The organism is Alkalimonas amylolytica, assembly GCF_900107845.1.
GTDB lineage: Bacteria > Pseudomonadota > Gammaproteobacteria > Enterobacterales > Alteromonadaceae > Alkalimonas > Alkalimonas amylolytica.
On record NZ_FNRM01000002.1, the window covers coordinates 271,027 to 287,490 of the forward strand.

Annotated in this window: 9 protein-coding genes; 8 read left to right on the forward strand and 1 reads right to left on the reverse strand. The window is 53.1% G+C overall.

Translation table 11 applies throughout. From position 1 onward, the window contains the following. Positions 1 to 190: 190 nt before the first annotated feature. Positions 191 to 2,716 (forward strand): EAL domain-containing protein, encoded by a 2,526-nt coding sequence (locus tag BLW37_RS04635; RefSeq protein ID WP_245785617.1) that lies wholly within the window; start codon positions 191 to 193, stop codon positions 2,714 to 2,716. 32 nt (positions 2,717 to 2,748) lie between these two features. Here BLW37_RS04635 and BLW37_RS04640 read toward each other — a convergent pair whose 3' ends face one another. Further along, positions 2,749 to 4,542 carry a histidine kinase gene (locus tag BLW37_RS04640; protein WP_091340292.1) on the reverse strand — a complete coding sequence of 598 codons (1,794 nt, stop codon included), beginning with the start codon at positions 4,540 to 4,542 and terminating at the stop codon, positions 2,749 to 2,751. 338 nt (positions 4,543 to 4,880) lie between these two features. On the opposite strand from BLW37_RS04640, the gene BLW37_RS04645 reads away from it, so the two are divergent. From BLW37_RS04645 to BLW37_RS04675, 7 genes are all read left to right on the forward strand, one after another. Then, positions 4,881 to 8,603, forward strand: a complete 3,723-nt coding sequence (locus BLW37_RS04645) for a nitrate reductase subunit alpha (RefSeq protein WP_091340295.1) — start codon at positions 4,881 to 4,883, stop codon at positions 8,601 to 8,603. A gap of 20 nt (positions 8,604 to 8,623) precedes the next feature. After that, positions 8,624 to 10,159, forward strand: a complete 1,536-nt coding sequence (gene narH / locus BLW37_RS04650) for a nitrate reductase subunit beta (RefSeq protein ID WP_091340297.1) — start codon at positions 8,624 to 8,626, stop codon at positions 10,157 to 10,159. 3 nt (positions 10,160 to 10,162) lie between these two features. Continuing rightward, entirely contained in the window at positions 10,163 to 10,903 is a 741-nt protein-coding gene (narJ, locus tag BLW37_RS04655) for a nitrate reductase molybdenum cofactor assembly chaperone (protein ID WP_091340300.1), read from the forward strand. After that, positions 10,900 to 11,598, forward strand: a complete 699-nt coding sequence (narI, locus tag BLW37_RS04660) for a respiratory nitrate reductase subunit gamma (RefSeq protein WP_091340303.1) — start codon at positions 10,900 to 10,902, stop codon at positions 11,596 to 11,598. Before narJ ends, narI begins: the two co-directional genes overlap by 4 nt. Before the next feature lie 347 nt (positions 11,599 to 11,945). Further along, entirely contained in the window at positions 11,946 to 12,713 is a 768-nt protein-coding gene (locus BLW37_RS04665) for a peptidylprolyl isomerase (protein ID WP_091341067.1), read from the forward strand. Positions 12,714 to 12,982: 269 nt separating this feature from the next. Beyond that, positions 12,983 to 14,758 carry a M64 family metallopeptidase gene (locus BLW37_RS04670; RefSeq protein ID WP_091340305.1) on the forward strand — a complete coding sequence of 592 codons (1,776 nt, stop codon included), beginning with the start codon at positions 12,983 to 12,985 and terminating at the stop codon, positions 14,756 to 14,758. Between the two features lie 276 nt (positions 14,759 to 15,034). Continuing rightward, positions 15,035 to 16,246: an alginate export family protein gene (locus tag BLW37_RS04675; RefSeq protein WP_171907546.1), complete on the forward strand. Its 1,212-nt coding sequence runs from the start codon at positions 15,035 to 15,037 to the stop codon at positions 16,244 to 16,246. Positions 16,247 to 16,464 lie beyond the last annotated feature (218 nt).

Here is a 16,464-nt window from a genome sequence, read left to right on the forward strand (position 1 = left end):
CACCAGCAGTCAACAAAAAAAACTTTTAATTAACTTAATTGAGTGTTTAATGAATTTTAGTCTTGACCATTCATATGCGACTTTGGTCGCAATTTACCCATTTTGGGATAGTGTTTTGCGCTGGATCAAACGGTTACTAACCCGCCACTTTTATACTGCCGGCTGTTTTTTTACTCAGCCAAGGTGATTTGTGGTAGCTCATCTGACCGAATTGTTTGTCAACGCTCAGGAACCTGAGCCCTGTGTCGCTAAACTGATCAGCAGGCAGCTGATTAGCTGTTCGCCTGATACTCCGGTGCAGCAAGCCGCCCGCCTGATGCATCAGCATCAGGTCAGCTGCATTCTGGTGACCAAGCACAACAAGGTACTGGGGATCTGGACCGAGGCCGATGCCAAGCGACTAAACTGCCAGCAAATCGATGCCTACAAACAGCCAATTCGTCAACTGATGACCAGTCCGGTGATTCATGTCGGTGCAGATACCCCCCTCAATCAGGCGGCCAGCCTGATGCTGCAAAAGCGTATCCGCCGCTTGCTGGTACTGGATAAGCAGCAGCGACCGCTTGGCATGCTGACACAAAGCGATATCATTCGCCAACAGCGCATTGAGCACTATCTGCGATTGCGTGATGTCGGCTCCAGTATCTCTAAACCACCGCTCTGTTTAGCCAGCAGCATGCCGCTGAATCAAGCGGTAAAAATGATGCACCTGCATAATGCCGAAGCGGCCATCGTCGACTACCCGGATGGTATTGCTGGCATTATTACCGAACGCGATTTAATCCGGCTGATTGCCGATGGCAACTGCCATGCAGAGTTGTGGCAACTGGCGCAGCGTCCGGTTCTGACGGTGACGACAGATTGCAGCTTGCTGCAAGCGGTCGACTTACTAAAAGAAAAAAACTTCCGTCATATAGCTGTCTGTAACGCCCAGGAGCAGATTTGTGGTTTATTGTCGTTCAGCGATATTTTGATCAATGTCGAATACGCCTATGTCGAGCAACTGAAACAAGCACTGCAAATACGCGATCAGGCGCTGCGCACCTCGGCCGATTACCTGCGACTGGCACAAAAAGTGATTGATGCATCGCTGGATGGCATCATGATTACCAACCTGCATGGCGTGATTGAATCCGTCAATCCCAGCTTCAGCCAGCTCACCGGCTACAGTGCCGAAGAAGCCATCGGTCAAACCCCTGCCCTGCTGAGTTCCGGTTTACACAATAAAGATTTTTATAAAACACTGTGGGCCACCTTGCTGGAACAAGGCCATTGGCAAGGGGAGATCTGGAACAAGCGCAAGAATGGCGAGATTTACCCGGAGTGGCTGTCCATTACCGCCATTAGGGGCGAACATGGTGATATTTGCCAGTTCGCAGCTATTTTTAGCGATATCAGCGAACGCAAGTATCAGGAAAATAAAATCCATCAACTGGCCTATCTGGATGAATTGACTGGCCTTGCCAATCGCCGGATGTTTATGGACCGTCTGAAGCTGGCACTGGCCAATGCCCATCGCCACCAGCATCAGATGGCAGTGCTGTTTCTGGATTTGGATCTGTTCAAGCGCATCAATGACACCCTAGGACATCAGGCCGGTGATGATGCCTTAAAAGAAGTGGCTAAACGATTGCAAGCCACGGTACGAGAAGGGGAATCCGTCGCCCGATTAGGAGGTGATGAATTCACCATTTTATTGCCGGAAGTAGAGAGCGTCGACTCGCTGAGCTGCCTGGCAAAGCGGCTGGTTAGCCAGTTTGAGCAACCCTTTCGCTTATTGGAGCAGGATTTCTTTCTCACCACCAGCATTGGCATCAGTGTCTACCCCGATGATGCGCAAAGCGCCGACCAATTGATCAAGCATGCCGATGTGGCCATGTATCAGGCAAAAAATGCCGGCCGGAACCAGTTTTGTTTTTATCAGGAGAGTATAGGGCAACAAACTCAAAATGAGTTGAAACTGGAGCAAGCACTGCGTCAGGCTCTGCAACAGCAACATCTTGAGGTGTATTACCAACCGAAGGTCTGCCTGAAAACAGGCATAGTTACCGGCCTGGAAGCCCTGGTACGCTGGCAGCATCGTGAGCATGGTTTTATTTCCCCGGCCAGCTTTATCCCGCTGGCGGAAAAACTGGGACTTATTTCCCTGCTCAGCGATCAGGTGCTCACTCAGGTCTGCCGTGATATTCGCCATCACCAGCTCATCATGCCGGTTGCCGTCAATATTTCGGCCATGCAACTGCTGGACCCTACATTCAGCCACCGCTTACAACATCAGTTAAAGCAAGCCCAGATTGCACCTCAGTGCATTGAACTGGAGCTCACCGAAAGCTGCTTAATCCCAGAGCAGGCAGATGCCACTCTGGCCCTGCTCACTCACCTGCGACAGCAAGGCTTTCGTATTTCCATTGATGATTTTGGCACCGGCTATTCCTCACTGTCCTATTTACGCCGGCTACCGATCGATTGCCTGAAGATAGATCGCAGCTTTGTTGATGAACTACCAGACAACAGCGAAGATGCACAAATTGCCCAGGCCATTATTGCCATGGCCAAAGCACTGGGCTTGGATGTGATCGCCGAAGGCGTGGAGCACCGCCAACAGCAGGATTTCCTGTTGGAAGCAGGTTGCAGCACAGCGCAGGGCTATTTGTACGCACCCGCCCTGCAAATCATCGAGTTACAAAACTGGCTGCAACACCGACAGCAACAATAGAACCGCGTTTGTCATTAGCCGGGGACATGGCATCAGGCACTAGCCAGTTGCGCCATGCATTCCGGTATAAAGCGGAAATACAGGCCAGTGCCGCCTTCGGGTCGGTTTTTTAGCTGTAAATCGCCGCCAAGCTGCCGGCTGCGCTCCTGCATAATAGCCAGGCCATAATGGTTGAGCTTTTCCGGCTGCGCCGGTAAGCCCACCCCATTGTCTTCCAATCGCAACTCTATCGCTTTGTCCTTGCCCTGACGCAGTTCTATCGACAGCTCAGAACCCTGGCTGTGATGCACTGCATTTTGGCTGGCTTCACGAATGATCTGCAGCAAATGAATTTCTTCGGTCGGGGTCAGTGGCAAGTGCTCCAGTTGATAATCCAAGCGGATCCGAAGGCTGGATTGCTCGGTCAGTTGCTTTACTGTGGTTTGCAAGGCTTGCTGCAACCCTGCTCCATCCACCTTGAGCCGGAAAGTGGTGAGCAGTTCGCGCAGTTGGCGGTAAGCTGAACTTAAGCCTTCTTTCAGCTCATCCGCTACATCCTGCAGCATGGCTTTGTTGTCACTGGCCAGGCCTTTATTCAGGCGGGTTACCTGGATTTTTAAGTAGGATAAAGATTGTGCCAGAGAGTCATGCAGCTCGCGGGCAATCACCGAGCGCTCCTGCATCAGGGCTAAACGCCGTACCTGCTCCTCTTCGCCTTTTAAACTAAGCGCCAGTGCCAGTAAATCGGCCACCGACTGCAGCAACTGCTGTTGCCAGTCCTGCAACGGCTTATCGTTAGACTGGCGGCTGACCAGCACACCGTAATGATGCTGCTCGCGATCAAGTGGAAAGCGATACACCAACTGTTCGTCTTCAGTGCGAATATCCTGGCCCTGCGAAATGCAATCCTGACAACTGGTTTTCACACAATGCATATGCGGATTCTGCTCCGGCTGCACCTGCAAGTAAGGGCTGCTGCCTTGCCCGGTCAGCAAGCAAAGTTCAAGCTCATCCGTACCTAGAATCGTCTGCAGCTCGGTAATTAGCCTGGAGAAGTCCGCTGAATGCAAACTGTGCTCGCTGATGCTGCGGGCAATATCAAATAAAAACTGCAAGCGAGTATTGCTGTGCTGCAGTGCTTCGGTTTGTTGCTGCACCCGTTTTTCCAGGTTGCCATACATATAGCCGATGGCGCCATTCATCTTATTAAAACTGTGCGCCAGGGTGCCCAGCTCATCCGGATGTTGTGGCGTAATACGATGGGTAAAATCGCCCTGCGCAATGCGCCTGGCCCCTTTAATCAACTCTTGCAGTGGTTCTTGTACCATCACCCGAAGCCAGTACATCACGATGATGGAGAGTAAAATGGTAGCCAGTACCGCCACCACCTGCACGGTGCGAAAAGCCCGCACTTTTTGCTCGGCATCCAGCTGAATAGCAAGCACCAGTTCATCCAGTAAACGGACCTGTTCGATCAATGCCAACTCCAACTCGGCGATATCGGTTTGTTCAGCCGCCAGCAAAGGTGCTACTGCCTGCCAATGCTGAAAAGCAGTATCGTACTTGGTTTGGATCTCCGGCTGATGCAAAAAACGTTTAAATACCGGATGCTGCCAGCTGCTGTTTAGCTGCTGTTTTGCCCCGGCTAACCGCTCTGGTTCCTGCTGCAATTTCAGCCAAGCCAGCCGGTAACTTTGCATTCGCAAGGAGCCCGCTACATTGACGGCGTGGGCGTCGCTGTCGGCTTTATCCGATAACCAGTACGACACCATCATGGTGGTCAGCGCCAGCGTGACAATGCAGGCCAGTGCAATGTTAATACGGGTAACCACCGAAAAGGGACGCATTAATTCTCCACGTAAATAAGTGTTAAGCATAACCTGAAATAGGCCACAACGCAGCCAGTGCTTGTTTCCACCACCAGTACAATTGAGCTACCCCCTTTTCCTCAGAGCCAGTTCGGCTTTAGCTCAAAGGGGTAACCGCACGTCTTCAGTCCCTGCATTTTCAGGCATTTAGCCCTAAAATACACTACCACTTAATGGGTATTACCCTTCTTAATCAGTAAGTTAGCTCAGTGGCGACCTTGATCCAAATCAAGCATCATTAAGCGGTTCTTTCTATGATGTGCCTACTGAAAAAGTAAAAACCGTCTGTTCATGCAGGACAAGACCAGGAGTGTACGATGAGTCATCTACTCGACAAACTGCGTTATTTTAAAGCGCACAAAGAGCCTTTTGCCGATGGGCATGGGGTAACCACCGATCAGGACCGCAGCTGGGAACAAGGCTACCGCCAGCGCTGGCAGCACGACAAGGTGGTTCGCTCCACCCATGGCGTAAACTGTACCGGCTCGTGCAGCTGGAAAATTTACGTCAAAGACGGCCTGGTGACCTGGGAAACCCAGCAAACCGATTACCCGCGTACCCGGCCGGACTTACCAAACCATGAACCACGCGGCTGCCCGCGTGGTGCCAGTTACTCCTGGTACATTTACAGCGCCAACCGGCTGAAGTACCCGAAAATACGCGGCCAGTTGATGAAGCTGTGGCGTGAAGCCAAGGCTCTGCACAGCGATCCGGTCAAAGCCTGGGAGTCCATCATCAGCGATCCGGTCAAAGCCAAAAGCTACAAAGAACGCCGCGGCCTGGGTGGCTTTGTCCGTGCCAGCTGGGATGAAGTGAACGAGCTGATTGCGGCGTCCAATACCTACACCGCCAAAACCTATGGCCCGGATCGCATCACCGGCTTTTCGCCCATTCCGGCCATGTCGATGGTGTCTTACGCCGCCGGTGCCCGTTACTTATCCTTGATTGGCGGCAACTGTTTAAGCTTCTACGACTGGTACTGCGACCTGCCGCCGGCTTCGCCGCAAATTTGGGGCGAGCAAACCGACGTGCCGGAGTCGGCCGACTGGTACAACTCCAACTACATCATTGTCTGGGGCTCGAATGTGCCGCAAACCCGCACCCCGGATGCGCATTTCCTCACTGAAGTGCGTTACAAAGGCACCAAAACCTGTGTCATTACCTCGGATTACTCCGAAGCCTCCAAGTTTGGTGATACCTGGTTAGCCCCACGTCAGGGCACCGATGCCGCGCTGGCGATGGCGTTTAGCCATGTGATTTTACAAGAGTTCCATGTCGATAACCCAAGCAGCTACTTTACCGATTACATCAAGCGCTACACCGATATGCCGATGCTGGTGATGCTGGATGGTTCTGGCGAGCACCTGTCTCAGGGCCGCTTCCTGCGCGCAGCCGATCTGGTCGATCAACTGGGCGAAACCAACAACCCGGACTGGAAAACCATCGCGGTCAATGCGGCGGATCAACGGCTGACCAGCCCGAATGGCGCCATTGGCTACCGTTGGGGTGAAGATGCGGCGAAATGGAATCTGGAGCAAAAAGACCGTCAGGGCGAGCTCGATTTGATGCTGAGCTTAAAAGACAACCACGACGAACTGGTGGAGGTGGCCTTCCCTTACTTTGGCGGCGCACCGCACGAGTATCAGTACTTCCAGCATACCGATCACGCTGACATTCAGCTGCGTAAAATCCCGGCCAAACGGGTGCAGCTGGCCGATGGCAGCACCGCTTTGGTCGCCACTGTGTTTGATATGATGCTGGCGCACTACGGCGTCGATAACGGCCTTGGCGATGAAAGCCGGGCCAAGAGCTTTGACGACAATGTGCCCTATACCCCAGCCTGGCAAGAAGCCATTACCGGTGTGAAACGTGCCGATGTGATTCGCATTGCCCGCGAGTTTGCCCGTACCGCCGATAAAACCCGTGGCCGCTCCATGGTGATTGTCGGTGCCGCGCTGAACCACTGGTACCACATGGACATGAACTACCGTGGCTTGATCAACATGCTGATGCTGTGTGGCTGTGTGGGCCAAAGCGGTGGCGGCTGGGCGCACTATGTTGGCCAGGAAAAGTTACGGCCACAAACCGGCTGGGCTCCGCTGGCCTTTGCGCTGGACTGGCAGCGGCCACCCCGTCATATGAACGGCACTTCCTTTTTCTACAATCACTCCAGCCAGTGGCGCTACGAGAAGCTGGACATGAGCGAAGTCATTTCGCCACTGGCCAATAAAGACAAGTGGTCTGGCAGCATCATCGACTTTAACAGCCGGGCAGAACGCATGGGCTGGCTGCCCTCGGCACCGCAGTTGGGCGTCAACCCGCTGGGCCTGGCCGCCGAAGCCAAAGCGGCTGGCGTGGAGTTAAAAGACTACGTGCTGCAGCAACTGAAAGACCGCAAAGTAAAGTTTGCCTGTGAGCAGCCGGAAAACCCGCAAAACTTCCCGCGCAATATGTTCATCTGGCGCTCCAACCTGCTGGGCTCCAGCGGCAAGGGCCATGAATACATGCTACGCCATTTACTGGGTACCAAACACGGCTTATTGGGTAAAGACTTAGGTGGATTTGGTGGCAAAAAACCGGAAGACGTGGAATGGACCGATGAACCGGCCGAAGGCAAAGTTGATTTGTTCGTCACGCTGGACTTTCGCATGTCCACCACCTGTCTGTATTCCGACATCGTGCTGCCTACGGCTACCTGGTACGAAAAAGACGACATGAATACCTCGGACATGCATCCCTTTATTCACCCGTTAACCGCTGCCATTGATCCCGTGTGGGAAGCGCGCAGCGACTGGGAGATTTTCAAAGGCATCGCCAAAGCCTTCTCCCGCGTCTGTGTTGGCCACCTGGGTAAAGAAACCGATGTGGTCACTACGCCGATGCATCACGATACACCGGCCGAGCTGGCGCAGCCTTATGGTGTGAAAGCCTGGTGGAAAGGTGAATGCGAAGCCATTCCGGGGAAAACCATGCCGCACATCAATGTGGTAGAACGCGACTACCCCAACACCTATGCTCGTTTCACCTCCATTGGTCCCTTATTGGAAAGTATCGGCAATGGCGGCAAAGGCATTGGTTGGGATACCAAGGAAGAAGTCGAATTTCTGCGTAAACTGAACCGCACCCACACCGCCGAAGGCGCGAATCAGGGCATGGCCAAAATCGAGTCGGCTATTGATGCCTGCGAAATGATCCTGTCGTTAGCGCCGGAGACCAACGGCCATGTGGCGGTCAAAGCCTGGGGTGCACTCAGCAAAATTACCGGCCGCGACCACACCCATCTCGCCAAGCCGAAAGAAGAGGAAAAAATCCGCTTTAACGACATCGTGGCCCAGCCGCGCAAGATCATCTCCTCACCCACCTGGTCGGGCTTAGAAGATGAGCATGTGTCCTACAACGCCGGTTACACCAATGTGCACGAGCTGATCCCATGGCGCACCATTACCGGCCGCCAACAGTTCTATCAGGATCACGAGTGGATGCGCGACTTTGGCGAAACCCTCTGCGCCTACAAACCGCCGATTAACCTGAAAACGGTGCAACCGGTGTTAAACAAAAAGCCCAATGGTAACAAAGAGATCGTGCTGAACTGGATCACGCCACACCAAAAATGGGGCATTCACAGCACCTACTCCGACAACCTGCTGATGCTGACCTTATCCCGCGGTGGCCCTATCGTCTGGATCAGTGAAATCGACGCTAAAGCCGCCGGCATTGTGGATAACGACTGGATCGAAATCTTCAACGTCAACGGCTCCATTTCCGCCCGGGCGGTGGTGTCACAGCGGGTGCCGGAAGGCATGAGCATGATGTACCACGCTCAGGAGCGGATTGTGAATGTACCCGGCTCGGAAATGACCGGCAGCCGCGGCGGCATCCACAACTCGGTCACCCGTGCCGTGATGAAGCCGACCCACATGATTGGTGGCTATGCTCAGCAGGCTTATGGCTTTAACTATTACGGCACCGTCGGTTGCAACCGCGACGAGTTCGTCATTGTTCGCAAAATGGACAAAGTCGATTGGCTGGATACCGAATAAGGTTGGAGTGAGGAGTTATTATGAAAATCAGAGCACAAATCGGCATGGTGCTGAACTTAGACAAATGCATTGGCTGTCACACCTGCTCCATTACCTGTAAGAATGTCTGGACCACCCGTGAAGGCGTGGAGTATGCCTGGTTTAACAACGTCGAAACCAAACCTGGTATCGGCTTCCCGAAAGAATGGGAAAACCAGGACAAATGGAAAGGCGGCTGGGAGCGTAAAAGCAACGGCAAACTGGTGCCAAAGATCGGTGGCAAACTGCGGGTACTGGCGAATTTATTCGCCAACCCGGACTTACCGGAAATCGACGACTACTACGAGCCGTTCGATTTTGATTACCAGCACCTGCACACCGCCAAAGACAGTAAGCACCAGCCGGTCGCCCGGCCCCGCTCGCTGATCAGCGGCCAGCGGATGGAAAAAATCGAATGGGGGCCAAACTGGGAAGAAATTCTTGGTACCGAGTTCGAAAAGCGCAAAAAAGACCAGAACTTCAACGACGTGGTGCAAAAAGACATCTACGGTCAGTTTGAAAAGACCTTTATGATGTATTTGCCACGGCTGTGTGAGCATTGCTTAAACCCAACCTGCGTGGCTTCCTGCCCCAGCGGTGCCATCTACAAACGTGAAGAAGATGGCATCGTGCTGATCGATCAGGACAAATGCCGTGGCTGGCGCATGTGTGTGTCCGGCTGCCCGTACAAAAAAATCTACTTCAACTGGAAATCCGGTAAATCCGAGAAGTGCACCTTCTGCTATCCGCGGATTGAAGCCGGCCAGCCCACCACCTGCTCGGAAACCTGTGTTGGTCGTATCCGTTACCTTGGTGTGCTGTTGTACGATGCCGACAAAATTCAGGCCGCAGCCAGTGTCGCCAACGAAAAAGACTTGTATCAGGCGCAGCTCGATCTGTTCCTGGACCCGCACGATCCAAAAGTAATTGAAGCAGCGCGCAAGGAAGGCATTCCGGATAACTGGTTAAAAGCCGCCCAGCGCTCGCCGGTGTACATGATGGCGATGGACTGGAAAGTGGCGCTGCCACTGCACCCGGAATACCGCACCCTGCCCATGGTGTGGTATGTGCCGCCGCTGTCGCCCATTCAAAGCGCTGCTGAAGCCGGCCATGTCGGCATGAACGGTGAAATCCCTGATCTGAAATCACTGCGCATTCCCCTGCGCTACCTGGCCAATATGCTGACAGCCGGTGATGAAGCTCCGGTGGTGCGGGCGTTGGAGCGGATGATTGCCATGCGCGCCTACAAGCGTTCGCAACAGGTCGATGGCGTGGAAGATCTGGAAGTGCTGAAGCAAGTGGGCCTGACCAAAGATAGGGTCGACGAGATGTACCGCTACATGGCGTTGGCCAATTACGAGGATCGCTTTGTTATCCCCACCAGCCACCGGGCTTATGCGGAAAATGCTTACGACCTGAAAGGCGAATGCGGCTTTAGCTTTGGCAATGGCTGTGGCGGCGGCGAGAGCAAGCTGAACATCTTTGGTGGCAGCAGCAAAGGGGTACGTAAAGTGATCCCTGTGACGATGAAGGACTAAGGCATGCGCATACTACAACTGATTTCCTTACTGCTGGAGTACCCTACCCAGGATCTGCTGCAGGCAAAAACAGAGCTGCAGCAACTGGTGACAGAGTCCCCGCTGTCCGAGGCTCAGCAACAAGGTTTGCAGGACTTTATCGAGCAACGCTTTTGTGGCGACTTGATGGAGTGGCAGTCCGATTACGACGGCCTGTTTGAGCGCGGCCGTTCTTTATCCTTGCTGCTGTTTGAGCACCTGCATGGCGAGTCGCGTGCGCGTGGTCAGGCCATGGTTGATTTAATGAGCCAGTACAAGTCAGCAGGCTTACAGATTGACGTGCGCGAGCTGCCGGATCATCTGCCGCTGTATCTGGAGTTTTTAAGCACTCAGGGCGATGAGAACGCTGCCCTGGGTCTGGCTGAAGTGGCGCATATTCTGTCGGTGTTGTTGTGCCGGCTGGAGCAGCGCAACTGCAACTATCAGGTGCTGTTTCGTGCCTTGCTGGAGCTTTCTGGCGTCGATGTGGAGCTGGATTCGGTGCGCGAGCAACTGAAAAACGAGCAACGCGACGATACCAAAGAAGCACTGGATAAAGTCTGGGAAGAAGAAATGGTGACCTTCGGCCCGGGCTCGGAACAAGATGGCTGCAGCAGCGGCTACAAACCCACTGAAAAGCAGCGGCGTGATCACCACGTGCCACTGCAATGGACCGATGCCAGCCAGGCATCCAACACCAAAGTCCGCTCAGGAGTCGCATCATGAACTTTACAGATATGTTGTTGTTCGGGATTTATCCTTACATTGCTTCGGTGATTTTCTTTCTGGGTTGTCTGCTGCGTTATGAGCGCGAGCAATACAGCTGGAAAGCACAGTCCAGTCAGATGTTGGATAAGAAATACTTCCGCGTTGCCAGTGTGTTTTTTCATGTTGGCATCATTATGATTTTTGCCGGTCACTTTGCTGGTTTGGTGATCCCTTACGAAGTCTGGAGTTTCCTTGGCATTAGCCTGGCCGGGAAACAGCTGATTGCTATGGGTGTGGGTGGCTTCTTTGGCGTGATGTGCTTTATCGGCATGACCATGCTGGTGTATCGCCGCTTGTTTAATCCGCGGGTACGGGCCAGCAGTTCCACCATGGACACCTTAATTTTGCTGGTGATTTACTGGCAGTTGATCCTGGGCATCCTGACCATCTTTGTCTCTACCGGTCATATGGACGGCTATGTGATGAAAGATCTAATGAGCTGGTCACGTTACCTGCTAACCTTCCGCCCGGCTGAAGCCATTGCCTTTATGGGTGAGCTGCACTGGATTTACAAAGCGCATGTGTTCTGGGGTATCACCTTGTTCGTGCTGTTCCCATTCAGCCGCCTGGTGCATATCTGGAGCGTGCCGGTGGGTTACTTCGGCCGCAATTATCAGGTGGTACGCCGCCGCTTTGGTGACCGTAAGGCGTAATGTAGTAAAAGCGCCCGGACTAACCACATATGCCCGAAGGCGATGCTGGGGTAAGCAATAAACGGGACCTGAACAGCATGGATGCTGGTCAAGAGCCTCCAGGGATGGATCCACGGCGCTCCTCTTTATTGGCTTTTCGCCGAAGCGCTAAATATTAAGTGTCAGGACTATACACCAATGCCTGAAGGCGATGCTGGGGAAGCAATAAAGGGGACCTGAACAGCATGGATGCTGGTCAAGAGCCTCCAGGGATGGATCCACGGCGTTCCCCCTTTATTGGCTTCCGCAGCAGCGCTAACCAAGAGCCAAAGCTTTATAACAGGCAGCATTGCCTGCTGGAGATGACGATGATCCAAGTCAACCAAACCCAAATTTCTGAACAGGCCATCCTGGCAGAAATGCAGTACCACCCGGCCGAATCGCAGCGTGATGCCATGCTCAAGGCGGCCGAATCGCTGGTGATTGCCGAGCTGCTACGCCAACGTGCAAAGCAACTGGGCCTGGATGTTGCCGCCAATCAAAGCAGCACCAGCGAACACGATTATTTAGAGCAACTGATTGAACGGGAAGTCAGCATTCCGACTGCCAGCCAGCAAGAGTGCGAGCACTATTACCAACAAAATCCGCAGCGCTTTACCAGCTCGCCGCTGATGGAGGTACGGCATATTTTGTTGGCGGCACCACCAGACAGCGATCAGGAGCGGGTGCATGCCAAAGCGCTGGCGGAAGAATTGCTGCTGCAATTGCAACAAGGCCAGTCCTTTGCCGAGTTGGCGACCAAGTTCTCAGCCTGCCCGTCCAACCAGACCGGTGGCAGTTTAGGCCAAATCAGCAAGGGGCAAACGGTACCGGAGTTTGAGCGCCAGCTGTTTGCAGCAGAGGCCGGCTTACTGCCCGCCCCGCTGGAAAGCCGTTATGGCTTTCATGTCGTCTACATTCAGCAGAAGATTGCCGGCCAGCAGCTGCCTTTTGCAGCTGTGCAGCAGAAAATTGCGGATTATCTGAATGAAAAAGTACGACGCAAAGCCATCGCCCAATACATCCATACCCTGGTGGTGCAAGCCACCATCGAAGGTTACGACTTCAACTTATCCGAATCACCGCTGATGCAGTAATACCATTAAGGCGAGCTGATTTGGCTCGCCCGCTCCCCCCCCCAACTCAGATGTCTCGTTAAAACATCCTGGCATCTACCTGCAATAGCAATGCCATCAAGTTTGCACAAAATACAACCAGAAGCTACATTTTTAACACCCACCCATTACTTAGCACCCAAAATATTAATTAACCGCTTTGCTGGTTAATTATCCAAACCGATGAGCGACACATCCAGCCAATGTTCATAGCGTGTCTGTTCCTTGGTCAACCTTGAGGAGAAACCATCATGCGTTACCTATTATTATTGATGCTGTTATTGCTGCCCCACCAGAATAGGGCGGAGCCTGCAACCGAGTTCCATATCCATTTGCGCGTAGACTCAACCGGTCTTAGCAGCGCCCAACTTCAGGCAGCCTACTACCGAAGCTCGATGCAACCACAACGGCTGCGCCTGGGGCATCATCAATTGGTTGTCACAGGCTTCGATCGCGATAAGAAGAAAGTTTACTCGGCCACTGTTGATGATCCTCGCTGGTTTCATGCCGAGGTGTTTAACCCTGATGATGGCACCCCGGTTCAGCAACAGCATCTTCAACAGCCAGAAGGGATTCTGCGTTTGCAAATACCCCGGCATCTCTTTGTCGAAACACTTGTCATTGAGGAGGCTGATAACAAAAAAATGTTAACCCCTATTGCCATTGAGCTAAGCTCTGTGTTGCCTTTAACAAGCACGACACAAGCAATCGATCTTGACTTGCTGGCACAACAAGGGGTCTATCCGGTGCTCTTTAGTGGCGATCCTGCCAACCGGGTTGATATGATTGTGTTATCCGAAGGCTACACAGTGCATAGTCTGCCGCGCTTCGCCGCCGAAGTTGAAAACATTGTAACCGGCTACTTTAACGATCCGGTCTATCAGAACTTCCAGGGACACTTTAATATCTGGCGCGTTGAAGTCGCCAGCCAACAAGATGGCACCGGCTACGGCTCTCCAATCAATACCCGTTTCCGCTCGTATTTTAATTGCTTTAACATTGCACGCTTGTTGTGTGTCAACGAGAACCTGGTTTTTCAATATCTGTACAGCGTGTTACCAGCCGATGCCATTGATAAAGTTTTGGTGGTAGTAAATTCACAAATGTATGGCGGTGCCGGTGGTCAGGTCGCCACCATATCGCTTGCACCAGCCGCTATTGATTTGGCTCTGCATGAGCTAGGCCACAGCTTTGCCGGTCTGGCGGATGAATACGAGTATGGGAATTGCTCCATTTTCGAGCCTGCCAGTGCCAATGTCACCCGCTTTAGCACTGCTGCTAAATGGCGTCACTGGCAACTGGCGGTGAGCCATATCAGCAGCTATCAAGGTGCCATGTACTGCTCTAATGGCATGTATCGGCCAACCTACAACTCCATGATGCGCCAACTTGGCCAGCCATTTTACGAAGTGAACCAGGAAGCCATTGTTCGTAGCATTTACGCCAGGGTTGATCCCATTGATCAGGTTCTGCCACAGCCCGGCGAAATCATCCTGCAGCCCGGCGAGCAACAGCTGTTTTCAACCGACACGTTAACCAATTCGGAGCATAGCATCCGCAGCCGTTGGTATTTGAATGATCAACTTGTTAGTGAGCAAACCGAATGGCTGTTCGATGGCGTGGATCATCCAGAAGGCTTGTATGAAGTGCGTTTGCATGTGCAAGACGAAACAAGTTATGTTTTAAGCGACCCACAACAGCGGTTGCATTCAGAACGTCACTGGCAGATTCAGTATGGCAGCTCCTGCACTGTGCCTTCCCGTATTGACAGAGTTCAACTGAGCGGAGTGCATGCCAGAGGGTTTCGGCTAAGCTGGTTACCGCAAGCTACTGCCAGTCATTACGATGTCTACTATTGGCATACGGTGAATCAGCAATGGTTGCTAAGCCGAACCACAAGCAGCAATTCAGTCTTGTACAGCAACTCGCAACCTGGCAGCACCTTTTATATGCGTGTCACCGCCAGAAACAGCTGCGGAGAGGCTCCTCCATCCAATTACGTCACGGTACGACTACCATTTCAGTGATCTTAGGGGTATACCCGTCGTATGACTTCGCGTAAATAAAACATGCACAGAGCCAATAGCCTGCCTGGCTGAAGTTTGGCGCTTTTCACAGTACAACTGCTACACCTCCAGGAACAACGGCCACGGCTGGCTGTGCTTAGCATGGTTAGCCACCTGCCAATCAGGAGGTACCTGACCTACCCTCCTATTGGTAACTGGATGATTTTGTTGATCTTCATCAAAACCCAGGCACTGCACCCTACTAGTATAAACGCCATCAAACCAGGAGGAATTGCCATGAAAGCCCGCCACGCCACTCTACCAGGCCTTGCTCTGCTGCCAGCTCTGTTCGTTAGTTCACCGATATGCGCTGAAGCAGCAAATTTGAGCAAGGCAATCAATGACAGCACTGTTAACCTGCATTTTCGCTACAGGCTGGAGCATGCCGCGCAAGACAATGCATTAAAGGATGCATTGGCGTCTACTCTGCGCAGCCGTTTAACACTCAGCACCGGCAGCATTCAGGGCTTCTCTGGCTTACTGGAAGTCGATAACGTCTCGGTAGTGGGAGGAGAAACCTACAACAGCACCGTCAATGGCAACAGCCAGTTCAGCGTGGTGGCCGATCCAAAAGGCACCGATATCAATCAAGCCGCCTTAAAGTACCAGTTCAGTGAAGACACCAGTTTTACCCTGGGACGCCAGCGTATCAATCATCTGAATCAGCGCTTTTTAGGGGGTGTTGGCTGGCGGCAGAATGAACAGACCTTTGATGGTTACCGGCTGCAGCACAGCTTTACCCCGGCCATCACACTGGATCTGGCCCGTTTGCACAACGTCAACCGGGTATTTGGCCCCAAAGGCCCGGCGGCCAATCAGCGTGGTGAGTTTTATACCGGTCTTTTAAGCTGGCAGCTCAGCCCCACTCAGCAACTGGCAGCCTATGGCTACGATTTGGATTTTAACGACTGGGCCGTGCGCAGCAGCCTGACCTATGGCCTGGATTATCAGGGTAAATGGGCGCTGGCAGAGCAGCAAAACCTAAGTTGGCAACTGGCGGCTGCCCGCCAACAAGATAGGCACGATGCCCCGCTTAGTTACCAGCATCATTACCACCGGTTACAGCTTAGCTGGCAGCTCGACAAATTACAGCTTAGCGCCGGGACTGAGCGACTGGCTGGCGATGGCAACAGTGCTTTTCAAACACCGCTGGCTACCTTGCATGCTTTTCAGGGCTTTGCCGATTTGTTTTTAGTGACACCAAACGAAGGCTTGCGCGATCAGTGGCTGGGGGTGCGTCATCCGGCCGGCCCGGTACAACTGGCGCTGAACTACCACCGCTATCACAGCGATACCGATGGCCGGCGCTACGGCAGCGAGTGGAACCTGACGGCCAGTTACCGTTTCAGCAATCAGCTGCAGGGCATGCTAAAACTGGCGGATTATCAGACCAGCAGCTTTGCCGTCGATAGCCGGAAATTCTGGCTGATGCTGAGTTATTCGATTTAACACAAACAGGGATCTGTGCAGGGCTGCATCGACCGGGTAACGCACTCAGACACGCCGTAAACCCATCCCTGGGGGCTCTGTGCAGCCCGTCCGGGGCTGCAAAGGTCTGCTTAGCGTACCCGAACGATACAGCCTCGAGTTTAGTCGTAAAGCAACATAAGGCATTCCGTACCAACTCCACAGCCAGTTTTCCTGGCTCCTCTGCACCGCCCCTGGTT

What these genes read in the sequence shown, in the direction of transcription:
- BLW37_RS04640 (WP_091340292.1), bottom strand. Translation starts at nt 4,542, where the DNA reads ATGCGTCCCTTTTCGGTGGTTACCCGTATTAACATTGCACTGGCCTGC.
- BLW37_RS04645 (WP_091340295.1), top strand. Translation starts at nt 4,881, where the DNA reads ATGAGTCATCTACTCGACAAACTGCGTTATTTTAAAGCGCACAAAGAG.
- narH (WP_091340297.1), top strand. Translation starts at nt 8,624, where the DNA reads ATGAAAATCAGAGCACAAATCGGCATGGTGCTGAACTTAGACAAATGC.
- narJ (WP_091340300.1), top strand. Translation starts at nt 10,163, where the DNA reads ATGCGCATACTACAACTGATTTCCTTACTGCTGGAGTACCCTACCCAG.
- narI (WP_091340303.1), top strand. Translation starts at nt 10,900, where the DNA reads ATGAACTTTACAGATATGTTGTTGTTCGGGATTTATCCTTACATTGCT.
- BLW37_RS04665 (WP_091341067.1), top strand. Translation starts at nt 11,946, where the DNA reads ATGATCCAAGTCAACCAAACCCAAATTTCTGAACAGGCCATCCTGGCA.
- BLW37_RS04670 (WP_091340305.1), top strand. Translation starts at nt 12,983, where the DNA reads ATGCGTTACCTATTATTATTGATGCTGTTATTGCTGCCCCACCAGAAT.
- BLW37_RS04675 (WP_171907546.1), top strand. Translation starts at nt 15,035, where the DNA reads ATGAAAGCCCGCCACGCCACTCTACCAGGCCTTGCTCTGCTGCCAGCT.